At 59.1% G+C, this 17,489-nt stretch carries 11 protein-coding genes; 4 read left to right on the top strand and 7 right to left on the bottom strand.

The window, feature by feature from the left end; all coding sequences use genetic code 11:
• The first annotated feature begins 4 nt into the window (after positions 1-4).
• Both pufC and dxs read left to right on the top strand, forming a co-directional pair.
• On the top strand, positions 5-1,150 hold the full coding sequence (pufC, locus tag INS80_RS03290; protein ID WP_192964240.1) for a photosynthetic reaction center cytochrome PufC: 1,146 nt from the start codon (positions 5-7) through the stop codon (positions 1,148-1,150).
• A 278-nt stretch (positions 1,151-1,428) separates the two neighbouring features.
• Positions 1,429-3,354 carry a 1-deoxy-D-xylulose-5-phosphate synthase gene (gene dxs, locus INS80_RS03285; RefSeq protein ID WP_192967172.1) on the top strand — a complete coding sequence of 642 codons (1,926 nt, stop codon included), beginning with the start codon at positions 1,429-1,431 and terminating at the stop codon, positions 3,352-3,354.
• Between the two features lie 123 nt (positions 3,355-3,477).
• Here the strand turns inward: dxs and INS80_RS03280 are convergent, their stop codons facing one another.
• The 7 genes from INS80_RS03280 to INS80_RS03250 all read right to left on the bottom strand — a co-directional run bounded on the left by INS80_RS03280 (position 3,478) and on the right by INS80_RS03250 (position 13,388).
• Positions 3,478-6,714: a chemotaxis protein CheB gene (locus INS80_RS03280; protein ID WP_192964239.1), complete on the bottom strand. Its 3,237-nt coding sequence runs from the start codon at positions 6,712-6,714 to the stop codon at positions 3,478-3,480.
• A gap of 102 nt (positions 6,715-6,816) precedes the next feature.
• Positions 6,817-7,116 (bottom strand): hypothetical protein, encoded by a 300-nt coding sequence (locus INS80_RS03275; protein ID WP_192964238.1) that lies wholly within the window; start codon positions 7,114-7,116, stop codon positions 6,817-6,819.
• 575 nt (positions 7,117-7,691) lie between these two features.
• The gene (locus tag INS80_RS03270) at positions 7,692-9,083 is read right to left on the bottom strand and encodes an ABC transporter ATP-binding protein (protein ID WP_192964237.1); all 1,392 of its coding nucleotides are present in this window, start codon (positions 9,081-9,083) and stop codon (positions 7,692-7,694) included.
• On the bottom strand, positions 9,080-9,856 hold the full coding sequence (locus tag INS80_RS03265; RefSeq protein WP_192964236.1) for an ABC transporter permease: 777 nt from the start codon (positions 9,854-9,856) through the stop codon (positions 9,080-9,082). Before INS80_RS03265 ends, INS80_RS03270 begins: the two co-directional genes overlap by 4 nt.
• Positions 9,853-10,797 (bottom strand): ABC transporter permease, encoded by a 945-nt coding sequence (locus INS80_RS03260; RefSeq protein WP_192964235.1) that lies wholly within the window; start codon positions 10,795-10,797, stop codon positions 9,853-9,855. Before INS80_RS03260 ends, INS80_RS03265 begins: the two co-directional genes overlap by 4 nt.
• A gap of 6 nt (positions 10,798-10,803) precedes the next feature.
• Positions 10,804-12,300 carry an ABC transporter substrate-binding protein gene (locus INS80_RS03255; RefSeq protein ID WP_192964234.1) on the bottom strand — a complete coding sequence of 499 codons (1,497 nt, stop codon included), beginning with the start codon at positions 12,298-12,300 and terminating at the stop codon, positions 10,804-10,806.
• 167 nt (positions 12,301-12,467) lie between these two features.
• Entirely contained in the window at positions 12,468-13,388 is a 921-nt protein-coding gene (locus tag INS80_RS03250) for a LysR family transcriptional regulator (RefSeq protein ID WP_192964233.1), read from the bottom strand.
• 115 nt (positions 13,389-13,503) lie between these two features.
• Between INS80_RS03250 and INS80_RS03245 the strand changes: the two genes are divergently transcribed.
• Both INS80_RS03245 and INS80_RS03240 read left to right on the top strand, forming a co-directional pair.
• On the top strand, positions 13,504-15,054 hold the full coding sequence (locus INS80_RS03245; protein ID WP_192964232.1) for a proton-conducting transporter transmembrane domain-containing protein: 1,551 nt from the start codon (positions 13,504-13,506) through the stop codon (positions 15,052-15,054).
• A 15-nt stretch (positions 15,055-15,069) separates the two neighbouring features.
• A complete protein-coding gene (locus INS80_RS03240; RefSeq protein WP_192964231.1) occupies positions 15,070-17,478 on the top strand; it encodes a YbcC family protein in 2,409 nt (802 codons plus the stop codon).
• Positions 17,479-17,489: the final 11 nt, after the last annotated feature.

The following is a 17,489-nucleotide window of genomic DNA, read 5'->3' as shown; positions in this document are numbered from 1 at the left end:
GACGATGTTTCCCAAGTGGTTCGACAAGTGGAACAGGGAGAACCCGACCGACATCTATGGTCCGGCGATCTTTGTCGGCAGTATCGTGGGCGCGGTTGTGGTTGCCGCCGCGCTGGTCACGCTCGGACAGCCTGCGCCAACCGACAGCATGCAGACCGGCCCGCGTGGCACCGGCATGCATGTGCCCGAGTTTGTCTCGGATCTGGCAACACCCGATCCGGACATAGAAGATGTCTTCGAAGATCCGCCTTACATCCCCGAAGGCGGAGAAGACCTGGCCAAGGACGTCTACGAAAACGTCCAGGTGCTGGGGGATCTGACCGATGCCAATTTCAACCGACTGATGAATGCCATGACGCAGTGGGTTGCCCCCGAAGAAGGCTGCGCCTACTGTCACGGGGACGGCGATCTGGAAACCTATGGTGAGGACACCCTTTACACCAAGGTTGTCGCGCGCCGGATGATCCAGATGACTCAAGGCATCAATGAAAACTGGGATGGCCATGTCAATGCCAACAAGCAGGTTGGCGTGACCTGCTATACCTGCCATCGCGGCCAGAATGTCCCATCTGACATCTGGTTCCGTATCGCGCCCGTTGAAACGGCGGCAGTTGCGGGGTGGGGGGCAATTCAGAACCGGGCAACGCTGCGCAGCCAGTATACGTCGTTGCCGACGGATGCGCTTGAGGCCTATCTGCTCGACTATGGCCGGATCGGTGTCCATGACCTTGATAGCCGCGTGGCGGCCAACCCTGCCGACCCCGGCGTGGCAACGATCCAGGACACTGAGCGCACCTATGCACTGATGAACTACGTGTCCAATTCCCTCGGGGTAAACTGCACCTTCTGCCACAATACACGCGCCTTCTACGAAGTGGCCGAGGTTACACCGCAATGGTCCACTGAACAGCTGGGGATCGGCATGGTGCAGGATATCAACAACGAATACCTTGTGCCGCTGAAGGATATCTACCCAGCCGAGCGGCTTGGCCCGATCCATGCCGACGCGCCCAAGGCCGCCTGCAAGACCTGCCACAAGGGATACCAGCAGCCGCTTCAGGGCCTGAACGTCATCAAGGACTGGCCGGAACTAGCTGCATCGGGTGCGCCGGTTTATGCAGTGCCGGAAGAGGTCACGGCCAACGAGTGATGCCCATGCAAGATGGGCATCTTTATCGGTGCCCGCCTGCAACGCTTCCGGTTCCCGGTCCCACGGAGCCGGAAAGCGGGGGCCGATTGCCCCCGTGCCTTCCTGTTGGCGACAGGAGCAGGCACCGCGCGTGCAAATGCGTCTGACGCGCGCGCGGTGCTATTCCTAATCGGGGCGGCTCTTGCGATACAGAGGGCTTGCTTCGGATACATCACCGTAATCCTTGGTTGCGGACCCCTCATACGCCGGAGGCTGCCATGACATGTTCTGAAAGCGAGATGCGAGGCGATAAAGCGCCCTGTTCAGGGACTTCAATTCTGGAAAGGATTGCTGGGCCTGCCGACCTCAGAGGCCTTGACGATGCACGCCTTGCCAAAGTGGCCGATGAGTTGCGGGCTGAAGTCATCCTGGCAGTCAGCCAGACTGGCGGGCATTTGGGATCCTCGCTCGGGGTGGTGGAGTTGACCGTCGCCTTGCATGCGGTGTTCAATACGCCGACCGACAAACTGATCTGGGATGTGGGTCATCAATGCTATCCGCACAAAGTGCTGACCGGTCGCCGTGACCGGATCCGAACCCTGCGCCAAAAAGACGGGCTGTCGGGATTCACCAAGCGCGACGAAAGCCAATATGATCCATTCGGGGCTGCGCATTCCTCCACATCAATCTCTGCGGCGCTGGGCTTTGCCACGGCGCGCGACATGGGGCAGGCGACGGGCGACGCCATCGCCGTGATAGGGGATGGGGCGCTGAGCGCCGGCATGGCGTACGAGGCGATGAACAACGCAGGGCAGGCTGGGCGACGGCTATTCGTGATCCTGAACGACAACGAGATGAGCATTGCACCACCCGTTGGGGCAATGTCTGCCTATCTTTCTGAGCTTCGCAAAGGGGCAGAGGGGGCAAGCTTTGCCAAGGACATGGAAGCTTTGATGCCGCCGCCGATGCGTGCGGGGGCGCGGCGTGCGCGTGCGCTGGTGACGGGGCAGGATCAGGCAACTATTTTTGAAAAGTTGGGTTTCGACTACCTCGGTCCGGTAGATGGCCACGACATGTCCGCGCTTCTGGCCACGTTGCGGAACGCGCGAACGCGGGCAAGAGGGCCAGTTCTGATCCATGTCTGCACCATCAAGGGCAAGGGCTACGCACCGGCGGAAACCGCGGCTTGCAGATACCACGGCGTGTCGACTTTCGATGTCGCGACCGGCATCGGGGCAGCGAAAGCAGCGTCCACGCCGAGCTATACAAGTGTCTTTGGCCATGCGCTGTGTGATGTGGCGGCTCGCGATCCGGACGTGGTGGCCGTGACGGCGGCGATGCCTTCAGGCACCGGCGTAGATCTGATGGCGGAGCGTTTTCCGAACCGTGTGTTCGACGTGGGCATAGCCGAACAGCACGGTGTGACCTTTGCCGCAGGTATGGCTGCCAGCGGCCTGAAACCGGTTTGCGCAATCTATTCGACCTTCCTGCAGCGCGCCTACGATCAGGTCGTGCATGACGTCGCGCTGCAGGGTTTGCCGGTGCGTTTTGCCATCGACCGGGCAGGGCTGGTCGGCGCGGATGGGGCTACCCATGCCGGGGCCTTTGACATTGGGTATTTGTCGAGCCTACCCGGCATGACGGTGATGGCAGCAGCCGACGAGGCCGAGTTAATTCATATGCTTGAAACCGCGATCGACCATGACGCTGGACCCATTGCCTTTCGCTATCCACGCGGGAGCGGGACTGGCGTTCCCTTGCCGGAACGGGGCAATGTGCTTCGCATTGGCCAAGGCCGAGTGTTGCGCGAAGGCACCGATCTGGCCATCCTGTCCTACGGTAGCCTGCTGGCGGAGGCGCTGATGGCGGCCGAGTTGCTTGATGGCGAAGGCATCAGCGTGACTGTGGCTGACGCTCGGTTTGCCAAGCCGCTCGATATCGGCATGTTGCGACAACTGGCATGTCATCACGCAGGTTTGATGACCCTTGAGGCCGGCGCCGAAGGTGGGTTCGGTTCGCTCGTTCTGCACGCCCTTGCGCGGGAATGTCTGCTCGACGGCGGCCTGAAGGTGCGCACGATGACGCTTCCTGACCGCTACATCCAGCAGGCCAGCCCGCAGCAGATGTACGAGGACGCCGGTCTTACGGTCTCAGACATCGCGGCTACCTTGCGCAAGATGGCTGGCGTCGAAGAGGCCAGGGTTGTCTCCCTGCGCAAGGCGTAAGCGCGCCTTGCCTTGGAAATTGGTGCGCACCTGACACCTTTAGACGCCTGTCACCGATGTACGGGTGTCCCACATGTGCTGCCGTCTGGGGGCTGGCCCGCTGCGCCATGCGAAACGCCGTTGTCATTCGCTAGCGTCAAGTTCTTTGAGAATCTTGAATACACCATAGACATGCGTGGCCTTCCCCGCTTCGTTCACTGCAACATGCCCGGTGCTTTCTATCATTGCCCTGGAGCCGTCTGGCCGGGTGATTTCGTGTACAAAAGAAAAGGGTTCCTTGGACTCGAGGGCTTCTGCTGTCAGCTTTTGAAGCTCGCTCTGAGCTTCTCTTGTCAGCTCCTCCATTCGCATCCTGTCTGTCGGGTTGGGAATTTCATCGTAACCGAGGATTTTGAAAAGTCCTGGACTCCAGTACAGAATGTCGTTTTCAAGATCTTGAGAGTACACACCAACGTCCAAGTCTGCGGTGAGCATGTTGTATTGCTGGAGCAATAGATCTCTTCCGCGCTCCTCAGACACGTTGCGCGTCACTCCAACAAGGTAGACATGTCCGCTGTTTTGGTCCCTAAAGGCTTCACCGAAGATGTGACCGATGAAGACCTTTCCGTCCACCCGTGCAAGCCGAGCGTAAAAATCAAATGGTTCAAGATTCTCTGACGCGGCTTTCAGGTTGACCTCGACGCGCTCACGCTCTCCTTCGTCGACAAATTTCAAACCCTCATTCAAGCTGTCGGGACGGTTGTCATCGGTGTATCCGAGCAAGGCATCATGTTCCGGCGTGGTTTGCAATTCTCCTGTATCCATGTTGATCCGCCACGAGCCCATGCTCGCAAATCCACCGGATTTGTCGCTGATCAACAGATGTCCAAGATCGCTTTCGATGGATTGGATCTGGAGGATCAGACCGATGAGGTTCTCATCGGATGAAAAAACAGGTGCAATACTGAGATAATAGTCTCTGGGGCCGGCCCTGAACCGCTGCCGAAGCGGCAAGCGGGACACCAGCGCCTGGGTGCACAGATCGATGAAGGGAGGGTAACCCGTTGGCACAAAAGCCTGCGACAGATGTCCGTAGCCGATGCCGCGTTCCGTCAGTTGGAACAGAGCAAGCGCCTGATCCGAGGCGTAGCGGATCAACAGCCCCTGATCGACCATGATCATCACCGTTGGCATATTGCCGATCAGCCCAGTCAGCTCAGCGGTGGTGCGTTCCAGCTGACTGGTGTTGACCAGCAACTCCTCGTTTACGGTGATCAGCTCTTCGTTGGTGGATTGCAGCTCCTCATTCGAGGTTTCAAGCTCTTCGTTCGTCGACTGCAGCTCCTCGTTGGAGGATTGCAATTCCTCATTGATCGCTTGCAGTTCCTCGTTTGAGGTTTGCAGCTGTTCAATTGTGACCTGCAGGGCGTCGCGCGTTCGTGAAAGTTCCTCTTCCAGGTATCCGACGTATTCCGTGTCGCCGGTGTCCTTCTTGTGTTCAACTGCGGGCTCTGCCCGCGCTTCAAAGCCGATCAGGATCATGTCCTCGGCAGCCTCTCCGTGCCCGCCCATCGGGTAAGCGGTCAGTTGCACCAGTTCTCCGTCCATATCGGGCAGACGGTGCCAAGGGCCATGGCGCCGCTGGTCATACTTTAGGGAAACCAGCGCCAGGCTTGCCGCATCAGATGCCAGAGGTTTTTTCAGAACCGACAGGTTGCTGAGCCCGAAAGACCGGGACGTCAGGTTGCAGTAAGGCGCAATGTCACCATACACCCTGAGAACAGTGTGCTCCCGGTTCAGGACAATTCCATCGCTGACGACAGACCGGGCCAGCCGGTCGAATTGATCCCACTGATCTACGGACCGTGGCAGATTTGAGAAAGCTTCGCCCGCGGTGGCCGGGGGAAGGCGACCGCCGCGAAATGCGGCCTCTGTCGCGCGAGGTGAAATCCGGCCCTTTCCACGAAGCTGGAAGATGCGGGCGCTGCTGGACAGTTGCGTGAAATGATCGTCCATATGGCCGAGTGTTTCAGAGGTGCCGAGGAACAGAATCCCGTCCCGCTTCAACGAGTATATCAATCGGGTCAGAACGCGTTCTTGCAACTTGGTGCTGAAATAGATCAGCATGTTGCGGATGCTGATCAGATCCATGTTCAGGAAAGGTGCATCCTGAAACACGTTATGCCTCGAGAACATAACAAAGTTCCGCAGCTTGGGTGTGACATGCACCATATCCCCATGCGTTTCGAAATACCGTGGCAAGTACTTTGATGGGATATCTGCCGTGGCCGCCTGGGGATAGATGCCCCTGCGGCCGACACGCATTGCCTCTTCGTCGATATCGGTTGCAAAGATCTGAATGGCGTCGGATGCAACCTCATCGAGACCGCCCATCGCCTCGACAACCAGGATGGCAAGTGAATAGGCCTCTTCGCCTGTAGCGCATCCCGGCACCCAGATCCGGATCGGCTCGGTTTCGCTGTAGTCGCCAAATCGCTCTGCAACGACACGTTCAAGAACCGAATACTGTTCTTCGTCGCGGAAGAAACGTGTGACGGAGATCAGCAAATCCCTGTATAGGGCGTCCACTTCTTCGACCGACCTGCGACACAGGTCTACGTAGTCGTCAAACTTGTCGATGCCTTTGGCAATCATTCGCCTTTGGATGCGACGATTGATTGTGTTGCTCTTATACTGTCTGAAATCGACCAGGGAATGCGCCAACAGCACATCGAAAAGGTCATTGTTGCGCCCACTTTGTGAATTGAGTTCCTTGAGCGCGCTCAGATCGCGTGGGTGTTGCAGGATCAGCCCGATATGAGCGCCAATTTGTTGGGGCGTCAGGGTCAGATCGACGCAGCCCGTGCGAATGGCGGCAAGAGGCATGCTGTCGTATTTGCATGTCGTCGGCTCCTGAGCAATTGTGATGCCGCCCATTTCCCTGATGGAACGCACCCCATAGCTGCCGTCACTGCCTGTGCCGGAGAGGACCACGCCAATCGCATTCTCGCCTTTCGTATCGGCAAGGGAGGCAAACAGCCGATCGGCGGATGGCTTGGGAGACGCGGGATGATCCGAAGGATTGCGCAACTCCAGCCCCCCGTCATTGAAAATGACGTCTTTTGCAGGCGGCGGAATATAGATGATATTGGGCTTTGGGACCGTTCGCTGCTGCAACTCTTCCACGTGCAGCGATGTTTCACGCGACAGAAGGTCAACCAGCATGCTTTTGTGTGAGGGCGACATGTGTTGGGCGATCACATAACAGCAATTCATGCCCGATGGCAGGTTCTGAGCGAGGATTGATGTCGCTTCTAACCCGCCAGCAGAAGCCGCTATGGCTACGATGCTGAATGGGTCGGCGGGTTCAACGGTATTCATGGTCTTTCTTTCCACCCGTAGTCACATCCTGTGAACCGGGTCGCAAAATCTACAGTCATCGGGTGTTTGTTTGCTGTTAGGCCGACAAGGCACCAAAGTGATTCAAGTGTCGCAAGTGTTGATTTCTCCAGCGTATTGTTCGCGTTTGTCGCGATCAACTTCCAACGCCTTTTGGGTCTCGCGCAGGTCATCCAGGCGTTGGCTCACCATCTCGATACGCATCATGATGTGTTCCCGCGAGGATTCGAGCCTCTCAAGGCAGGCTTCGAGGTTTTGCCTGTTGCTGCCCGAAAGGCTGGGCAACTCACTGATCGAAGCGATGTTCAGAGCTGGAATGAGAACCCAATCCAATGTGTCCTCAAGTGCGTCAACGACAGTGTTGACTGGCAACAAAAAATGCATCAGGCGCTTTGATCAAGGCTGCGTTCGGATTCCCAACCAATGCAGAAAACCGGATCAGGACCCTGGCTCTGCCTTGTTCGTTAGGGGAATAAACAATCCGAACCCGCCCCAGCACCAAACCGGGCATGCGAAGCTCGGCGTCAGGAAATGACATAATTTTGGATTGTGAACCGAGGTCGCACAGGTATGGATGGAAAAAGCGCACTATTTCAGCGCAAAATATGTCCTCGAACGACCGCATTTGAGTAAACGAAATACGGTGCGAAACATCTTCTCGGTTCACCACAACCGAGACGGGTGTCCAGCCACGATCAGATCCCGGATGTTCCAGGGTCACGGACATTGAGCGCTCACGCTCAGTACTATTGCTCATAGTCGTGCCCCCCAAACAGAAAAACTTGGAAACATACGAAAGTATGCTAGCGACAAAGAAGCCTCTTGGATAGGTAGAATACCGTCAATGCGTGTTCACAGTGCCGTTGATTTCAGTCTTTGCATGCATCGGCGCCAGCAGAATGGGCGATGTTTGCTGCGCCCGGCTGCATCGCTTCTGCATTTAGGCAACGGACGGGCGACTACATCACCGGTTCGAGCAAAGTCTGCCGATCGGTTATCCTTGTCAGAAGATCCTTGTCGTGACTCACGATGAGAACCGCGATCTTCTTGATCCGCGCCAGGTCTACCAGCAGCTTTAGCACAGCACGCTGTGTCAGCGGATCAAGCCGGGATGTTGGCTCGTCCGCAAAAAGGAACACGGGATCCATCAAAAGCGCGCGTGCAATGGACAGGCGCTGTAGTTCACCGCCCGAAACGGTATCCGGTGTGCGCTCCAACAGACCCGGTTCGAGGTTCAGCTGTGTCAGAAGGGGCTGAAGTCGTTGCTTTTCTATCCCGTGCAACCTCATCAGATCTGCGATGCCTTGCCCAATGCTCTGATGCGGGGCAAAGGCCGCCGGCGGATCCTGCCAGAGCTTTTGAAAACGCCGCTGCGAAATCCCCTTGCTGCGGGAAACGGTTCCATTCGCGGGTGCGCTTAGTCCGAGCAGTGTGTCGCCCACCGTTGTTTTGCCCACTCCGGACGGTCCGCTTAAGCCGACGATTTCGCCAGCCCCAAGTGACAAATCCAGGCCCGTGGTCAGCACCCGACCACCCCGAGACACGGTTACGTTTTGCGCGGCCACAACCGTTTCGCCCGGCACCGCGGGTGCGTTTTGGGGCCAGTTGCGCGGCACCGCCGAGATCAGCTCGGCTGTATAGTCGGTTTTGGGGTGTCGCAGGACGTGCTCAGCAGGGCCGCGTTCCACAAGGTGCCCCTTGCGCATGACCAGGAGCTCGCCGCCAAGCGCCTCTGCCAGATCCAGGTCATGGGTGATAGTCAGGGTCGCTCCGCCGTCCTGGCGTATCTCGATCAGGCGCTTGGCCACGTCATCGCGGCGGTCCGTATCAAGACCTTTGGTTGGCTCGTCCGCAACAACGATCCGCGCGCCACCGGCCCGAGCAGCGGCAATGGCCAGTCTCTGTGCCATGCCGCCCGACATCTCGAAAGGATAGGCGTTTGTCGCATTGTCGAGACCGAGCGCCGCCAGGTCGGATCGGGCTGCCGCCTTTGGGTTCGTGGCGCGAGCCACCAGTTCATGCACCTCGGCGACCTGTTGCTCTGCGCGCATCAGCGGATCCAGGGCGCGCCATGGTTCTTGCGGGAGAACCGAAATGGCGGTCCCCCAAAGGTGTTCAAGTGCATCAGGCGAGACAAGAGCGATCCTTTCTCCTCCCACTTCGAGGTCTCCAGTCGAATTAAGACCTGGCGGCAGGGTCCCCAGAATGGCTTGCGCAAACAGACTTTTGCCTGAGCCAGTTTCTCCGATGAGAGTGATGGATTGTCCGGCTTCGAGTGTGAGCGAGATGGGCGCTATCAGTGGTTGATGACCCGCGTGGACGGCGATCTGCTCTGCTTTCATCAGGGTCATGTCCTCGTGTCTCCCGCGATCAGGGTGAGGGCCAGCAGAGTGACAAGCGTGGCTGCGACAGGCTGCAAAAGCGCCCATGGTGCTTCGCGCCAGTAGGGGAGGAGTTCCACCATCATCATGCCGAGTTCCGGCGTTGGCGCACGCACGCCCACGGAAACAAACCCAAGGGCGGCGATCCCCATCACGACCGTCGCGAAGGTGAGCGCAAAAGTTGCCCTCAGGATTGGTGCCAGTTCGGGCCAGAGGTGAGTGCGGAAGATGTAAAAGGGACCAAATCCCAGCAATTCTGCCGCTTGCACGGCTGGGGCCGCTATGTGAGCCCGTATCGTCGCGCGCGTAAGACGAAAGATCTCGACCCATAGCGTGGCCGAGAGTCCGGCCCAAAAGGCAAGGGGTTGGTTTGGGAGAATGAGACCGGCCATCAGCACGATCAACAGGGCGGGCAGGGCAACGACGGAGTCAGCCAGAAGAACCAGCCCCCGATCAAGCCAATCGCCACGCCAGCTTGCGATTGCGCCCAACACCACGCCAATCAGCGCGGTCGTGATTAAGGTGACAAAGGCAATGCCAAGCGACAAGCGAAGCGCGGCTGCAAGCCGAGCCGCCATTGATCGGCCAAGGTGATCATACCCCAGCAGCGCGTCTTGTGAGGGGGGCTGAAGGGCTTTGAGCAGGCTTTGCGCCACCGGGTCGGTGTCAGAGATCAGCGGATAGCCAAGTGCAAAGATCAGTACCGCACATATCAGACCAGTGCCTGTTGAGCGGGGGGTCATCGTGCGACCTCTCGTGGGTCCAGTATCCGCGCGGCGATATCGGCGAGGGCATTCACCAGCACGAAAGACAGCCCCATCACCAGTGCGGTGCCCTGTACCATGGGCACATCCCTGTGGAACACGGCATGCACCAGGGCGTGACCGATGCCCGGCCATCCAAAGATTGTCTCGACAACAACGATGCCTTCCATCAGGGCCACGAACTGTGCTGCGATCAGGGTCAAGAGTGGTACCGACACATGGCGCAGCCCGTGGCGCAGCATCACCTGCCGATCAGACAAGCCTTTCCAGCGCGCAAAACGCCACCATTCAGACCCTCGTGCCTGCACAACGGCTTCGCGCGTGATGCGGGTCGTACTGGCGGATAATCCCAAGGCCAGCGTCACGCCAGGCAAGACCATGTGGCGCACCTCTCCGTGACCAGCCGCCGGCAGGAGTCCCATGCCGATGGCCACGACAACGATCAGGACAAGGCCCAAAAGGAATTGTGGAATGGACTTGAACACCGCAGCCAAGGTCACGACGGTCCGGTCCAGGAGGCTGCCGGGGTTCAGACCAGCCCAAAGTCCCAATGGCGGGCCGATCAGAATAGACAGCGCGATGGCCACTGCGGCCAGTTGCGCGGTTGCGCCAAACTGATGCGCAATCTCGGCACTGATCGCTTCGCCCGTGACCAAGGACACACCCAGATCACCGCGGAATAACCCGGTTATCCAGCTCGCAAATGCGGTGATGCTTGAAGGGTCTCCGAGTTGGGCGCGTATGATCTCTGCATTCTCGGCAGTGACGTTGTCATAGCCAAACCGGGCGCCCGCAATACGGTAGATCATATCCCCGGGCAAAGTGCTCATCATCAGGAAACTGAGAATGCCGACGAGGATGGCCACCATCCCCGCCTGCGCCAGCCTCCACCCCAGGGCGGGGATAAGTGCCTTGGCCATGCGCGTTTACTGTCCGCTCCAGGAAACCGAAGACAGGCCGAGCGTTCGCTCGAACGGGTCGACAATCACTCCCTCAACCGTGTCGGAAACTGCCATCGTCAACTGGTACCAGGCGATCGGAATGACAGGCAGCTCTGCTTGCAGTGTGGCGACCAGCTCATCGCGCGTGCCCTCAGGTGCGGTCCCGGCAGCCATCGCCTTGACGCCATCAGTGAAGGCTGCGTTTGACCAGCCCATGGCGCCCCAGTCACCGCCGGGGGCGTAGTCTTGCAACAAAGTGCCAACCGGGTCAGGGACCAGTGCGAAGTTACGCGCAAAAAGCGCCGTCGAGAGCGTGCCGTCATTATGCCGCGCCGGTATCTGCGAGAAGTTGGTCGAGTTGATTGTCGCCTCTGCGCCCACTGCCTTGAACTGCTGCTCAAGAACGGCGGCCACCAGCGGCAATTCTGGACGATCCGGGTATGTGAGAAGTTCGATATCGAGCCGCTGCCCATCCCGCGTCAGTACGCCGTCAGCGCTCTCGCTCCAGCCAGCCTGAGCCAGCGCCTCTTTGGCCGCTTGGGGATCGTATTTCAAAGGGGCAAGCGTTGCGTCATGCCAGTCCGCCATGCCGGGCGGGAACATCTGGGTTGCCCCATCTGGAAAGCGCAGGATCGCTTGTGCAATACCTGCACGGTCAATCGCTAGGCTCAGCGCCTTGCGTGTTGCCTGATCAAAGACCTCTCCATTGACCTTGAGCATCAGCACGCGCGGGATCGGGGCAGAAATCACCTCAAGATCATCTTCGCCCTTGAGGCGCTGCACCGAGGCAGGATCAAGAGTCAGCGTGATGTCCGCATCGCCACTTTCAGCCATCAATGCCCGCGTTTCAGCCCGACTGACGCCGTGATAAGCCGCTCTTTGGATCTTGGCCTTTTCACCCCAGTATTGGTCAAATGCGACAACCGACATCTTGTTTGGCGGTGAAAATTTGGCAACGCGATAGGGGCCCGTTGCAATGACCTCTGTGATCGTGCCGTCTTGTGCAATGCTCTCTGGTGCGATGATGGCAGAGCGGTATTCAGCCAGGAAGGCGGGCAGCATGGCGAAAGGAGCTGTCAGTTCAATCTCGACTTGTTGGTCACCTTTGGCGGTGATCGCATCGATCGGGGCGCGGGCCAGAAGACCTCCGTCTGCGACTGACCTTTGCAGGGATTTGGCCACTGCAGGCGCGTCCATCGGGTTGCCATTGTGGAACGTCACGCCGCTGCGCAGCGAGAATGTCCAATTGCGCCCGTCTTCCGAGACCTCCCAGTCAGTGGCCAGTCCGGGCTCAAGCTGACCGCCCGCAGATACATCAACTAGGGTCTCAATGACGTCCATCTTGATTAGGATGCTGCCCGACTGGATAGGGTCTGCGCCCTTGATCTCGAATGGGGCAACGACATCCAGAACATCATCCCTTGCCATAGCAGGCAAAGCTGTGCCTGCGATCAGCAGGGTGAGCGCGGTCGATCTTATCATGGGGTTCTCCTGACTTGGGGTGCCCGTAGGCATTTAGCTTCAGGCCGCGCTGTTGGCGTCCCAGCCTGGCAAGGGAAAAGGGATAGGCAGGTTTCGTGATATCTGCTGATATCTATTATGTGATAACATAACTTCTTGCGAGTGCAAGAAGCATTTCCCGGAAAAGATCACAGCGCGTCCGGGGATGCGTTTGCAGATCGAGATTTGGGCTGTGGGGCAGGATGGCCGGTCAGCAATTCCTGGACGAGTTTGTTCGGGAACCTGCGCTTCAATGTGATGGCGAAGAAATTCTCTTTGATTTGTGGATGTTCATCCGCCTCGACGAGACGGCCAGAGGACAGTTCGTCCTGCACGACGATCGGGGCAACCAGAGCAAGGCCGATGTTTTCACGCGCCAGCAAGCGCATCATGGCCATATCGTCAACCTCAGCCACGATTTGGGGGCGTACGGACAGGCGGCTTGCCATGGCATCAAAGGCTGTGCGCAGTGAATTGTCGGTCGTGGGCAGGATGAAGGGCTGCTCACGCAGAAGGTCTCTGATTGGCGTAGACGGTTCAAACCGGCCAGGCGATCCTACAATGCTGACGGGTTGTTCTGCGATGTGGTGCGTCTCGTAGGGCGCAAGACTGTCGCTTGGAGGCTCGCGGTTCATAAGCACAACATCGAGGTTCAGTGTTCCCAACCCCTCCATCAGTTCCGTCGGGCTGCCGGAGCGCAGAATTACCTCCACATCCATGCGGGCGAGCATGGGTCTTAGAAAACCGATCTGAAAATTCCGTGACAGCGTCGCCAGCGCTCCGATTCTCAACGCCTGCCGCGTATTGCCCGTTTCTTGCAGTGTTGCGACGAGTTCCTGACCGGCCGAAAAGATCGCATCGGCATGGTCCAGAGTGATCCGCCCCGCTTCGGTAAGATGTAGCTGCCGTCCGCGTCGCTCGAACAGAGCGTGTCCGAGCCGTTCCTCCAGCTGTTTGATTTGCGTGGATAAAGCAGACTGGGACAAATTGAGGTGCTGTGCCGTGCGGGTGAGATTCCCATCGTGGGCGACAGCCCAGAAGTAGCGCAGATGGTGATAGTTGAGCGGCATAACGTTCTAAATAATAGAATGAAAACTCAAAAACAATGAATTTTTATGGTCGCAATTAATGACGTATCTGCAGTGACGGATTGAGTTTGACCCCACAGCCCAAGGACGCCAACCGATGAGTCATCTGCTTTTACCACTTCTTTGCCCCGTGATCTTGCTGATCATGGTGGCGACGGCGCGTAGCACCCCAGGCGCGCGCCCCGGTTCGTTGCCCAAGATGGCGGAACTGGCCACGCTTGTGATTTTTGCAATCAGCCTGCTGTCCGTTGGGCTGGTGCTTCTCTATGGCGGTGGCACCTCGGCATTGCTGGGGGCTTGGGGTATTGGACTGTCGGTGCGGCTTGATGCGGTCAGCCTGACCATGCTCACTCTGGTCAGCTTCATTGGCTGGGTCGTCATGCGCTATTCTGCCACCTACATGGATGGCGAAGAGCGTCAGGGCGCCTTTACAGCAATGATGCTTGCGACCCTTACTGCGGTTCTGTTGCTGGTGATTTCGGGTAATCTGTTCCAGCTGCTTGCGGCATGGGTCGCAACCAACCTGCTGCTCAATCGCCTGTTGGTGTTCTACCCGGAGCGGATGACCGCCCAGCGCGCCGCCCGCAAGAAGGCCGTGATCGCCCGCTTGAGCGAAGCGGTTCTGGCCGTCGCTGTGACCCTTTTGCTGCTCAACTATGGCACGTCAGATATCGGAACCATCCTGGCGGCCGCTCAACCGGACTTGGCAACAGCCGCTGCCGCTGTTTTGATCGCTTCGGCCGCGGTTCTGGCCTCGGCGCAGCTTCCGGCTCATGGCTGGCTAACCGAGGTGATGGAAGCACCCACGCCTGTGTCAGCCTTGTTGCATGCCGGTGTCATCAACGCTGGTGGCTTCCTTCTGATCCGCTTTGCCGATGTCATGCTGACGGCGCCGGGTGTGATGGCGCTCTTGGTGATGCTGGGCGGGTTCACGGCGCTCTTTGGTGGGCTGGTCATGCTGACCCAGCCTGCCGTCAAGACATCGCTGGCGTGGTCGACCATTGCCCAGATGGGCTTCATGGTGATGCAATGCGGTCTTGCGCTGTTTCCGCTTGCTCTGCTGCATATCCTCGCGCACTCGCTTTACAAGGCGCATGCCTTCCTGAGCGCCGGTGAGGCAGTGCGCAACGTGGCAGCGATCCGTCGCCCGGGACCCGTCGCCGTGCCCAGCATGCGGAACGTGATCCAGTCCTTTTTGATCGGCATCTCGATCTATGCGCTGGTGGGTTTCCTCATCGGATTTGACGGCAAGTCCGTGCAGGCCATCGCCTTGGGTGTGATCCTGATCTTCGGTGTCGCCTATATTCTGGCGCAGGGCCTTGCCGATGCCGCCCCGGGTGTTCTAACGCGGCGCACCATGGTCTATGCGCTCGCCACGTCGACCAGCTATTTCCTGCTGCAGCTTCTGGCGCAGTACGTCACCGCGGGTACCTTGCCTGCCACTCCGGCACCCGGACCGCTGGAATGGGCGCTGCTGATACTCGCTTTGCTGAGCTTCGGCGTGGTTGCGCTGGCCCAGGCGACCTTCCCGCTTTGGGCGAACCATCCTGCGGCCCTTGGCATCCGTGTACATCTGGCCAACGGCTTTTACATCAATGCGATCTTCGACAAGCTGCTTGGCGGCTGGTCGTATCGGAAACCCTCCTGATATCGGAGTCCGCTTATGCTGACCAAGTTCGAAGTCTTCCCCGCCGCTCTTCTTGAGCTCGTCCACGCCGCAAACTCAGCCGCTAAGGCGATCCCGCCGTTGTTTCCCCTGTCTGCCAGCGTTGCGGTAAATCCCTTCCTCGGTCAAACCGATGAGCCCTTGGCCGTCACGGCGGCCCGCCTTGCCCGGGTCTCGGGCAAGCGGATCATGCCTCACCGTAGCCATTGGGCGCAAAAACTGACAAGCGGAGAGATCTGCCAAGAAGATCTGACCGATGCGCTTGCCGGTCTTGAGCGTACCTTTGATCGCCCCGATCTGAACGATGTGTTGAACGCGCTTGATGTCGAGGGTGCGCTGCCGGAGGCGCTTCCGACCATAGCTGACCTGGCTGCCGAGGTATCAGGCATCGACTGGCCGGGGCTCATTGAAGAGCGGATCGGCGTCTGGGCCGCCAGCCACTTTGATGAAGGGCAGGCGCTGTGGCAGCCGGGCCGTACTGGCGGTATCTTTAGCGCCTGGCGGGAGTTTGGCGCCCGTGACCTGACGCCTGAAATCCACGGGCTGACCGGGTTTGGCGCCTTTGTTGCGGCCACCAACCGCTCACACTGGCGGGCCATCGGGCGGGCATCGGAAACGCTTGGCCTGACGCCAGCGGCCGCGGGCACCGCTTTTCACCGCTGGCTGATGACCTTGGGGGGCTGGGGCCAATATGGTCGCTATTTCTTGTGGCAGGCGGAACTGAACAACGACAGCGACAACTCCGTAACCGAGCTTTTGGCCATCCGCATGGTATTCGAGGAGGCGCTCTACACGCTCTACAAGGACCAGATCGCGGACCGCTGGGCAGATGTGGTTGCGGCTCACGAAGCCCCTGTGACCCCGACGCGTGACATTGTTATCGACGCGGTCCTGCAGGAGGCGGGCGAGCGGGCAGAACAGCGGCGGCTGGCCGATGCCCTTGCCGCAGCGGATGTCCGGTCTCTGAAGCAGCGCCCCGATGTACAGGCGGCCTTTTGTATCGATGTGCGCTCTGAAGTCTTCCGCCGCGCTCTTGAGGCGCAGGGCGCAGGTATCGAGACCATGGGCTTTGCCGGTTTCTTCGGGCTTGCGGCGGCGCATCAGTGCGCCGGCTCTGATGTGGTCGAGGCGCGCGGCCCCGTTCTGCTGCAGCCAGGGGTGACATCACAGGCCCATGAAAACGAGCAGACCAACCTCAAGCGGCGCGGTGTTGCGCGGGCTAAACGGGCCTGGGGGCGGTTCAAGCTGGCAGCGGTATCTTCTTTTGCCTTTGTCGAGGCGACCGGCCCGGTCTACGCGGGCAAGCTGGTTCGGGATGCGCTTGGGATCGGGCATGAGCAAAAGGCAGACCCAGCTCCCCAACTTGATCCCGGTATCGATCTTGCGCAGCGTGTCACCATGGCCAAGACGGTTCTGGGCGCCATGTCGCTGACCCGTGACTTTGCGCCGATTGTCATGCTGGCGGGACATGGTGCGGATGTGACCAACAATCCGCACGAAAGCGCCCTTCACTGCGGGGCTTGCGGCGGCTTCGCCGGAGATGTGAACGCACGCCTTCTTGCCGGTCTCCTGAATGATCGTGATGTTCGTGTCGGTTTGGTCAGTGAAGGCATTGATATTCCGTCCGATACGGTATTCCTGCCTGCAATGCATCATACCACAACGGATAAGGTGACCCTTTTTGAGCAGGATCTGCCGGATACGTCCAAGGCAAGCGATATCGCGCGGCTGAAGGAAATGCTCGCGGCGGCGGGGCGTCTGGCACGCGGCGAGCGGGCCAAACGTTTGCCTCGTGCGACGGGCGAGGCGGATGTGATGCGCCGTGCGCAAGACTGGGCCGAGACACGCCCGGAGTGGGGCCTCGGCGGCTGCCGTGCCTTCATTGCCGCGCCCCGTTCGCGGACCTCAGGAGCCGTGCTTGACGGGCAGTCCTTCCTGCACAGCTATGACTGGCGGGCGGATGAAGGCTTCTCGGTGCTCGAACTGATCATGACAGCCCCTGTTCAGGTCGCCAGCTGGATCAGCCTGCAGTATTATGGCTCGACGGTGACGCCTGACCTGTTTGGTGGCGGCAACAAGCTGTTGCATAATGTGGTCGGCGGTATCGGCGTCCTTGAAGGGAACGGAGGCAATCTGCGCGGCGGGCTGCCCTGGCAGTCGGTGCATGATGGCGAAGGCTTCCAGCATGATCCGCTGCGGCTTTCGGTCATCATTGAAGCGCCCCGCGAGGCGATGAGCGATATCCTGGCGCGTCATTCAAACGTGCAAGAGCTGTTCGATAATCGCTGGCTTCACCTTATCGCAATGGACGATGACGGAAAGCTGGCCTGGCGGTATGATGGAGATCTGCAGTGGTCTGCGATCAATCAGAAAGACGGCGCGGGACGCGCAATTGCAGCAGAATAGCTTTGCCGTTT

This window comes from Phycobacter azelaicus, assembly GCF_014884385.1.
Classification (GTDB): domain Bacteria; phylum Pseudomonadota; class Alphaproteobacteria; order Rhodobacterales; family Rhodobacteraceae; genus Phycobacter; species Phycobacter azelaicus.
The sequence above is the reverse complement of the archived record's forward strand: the minus strand, read 5'-3'. Positions and strand labels throughout refer to the sequence as shown.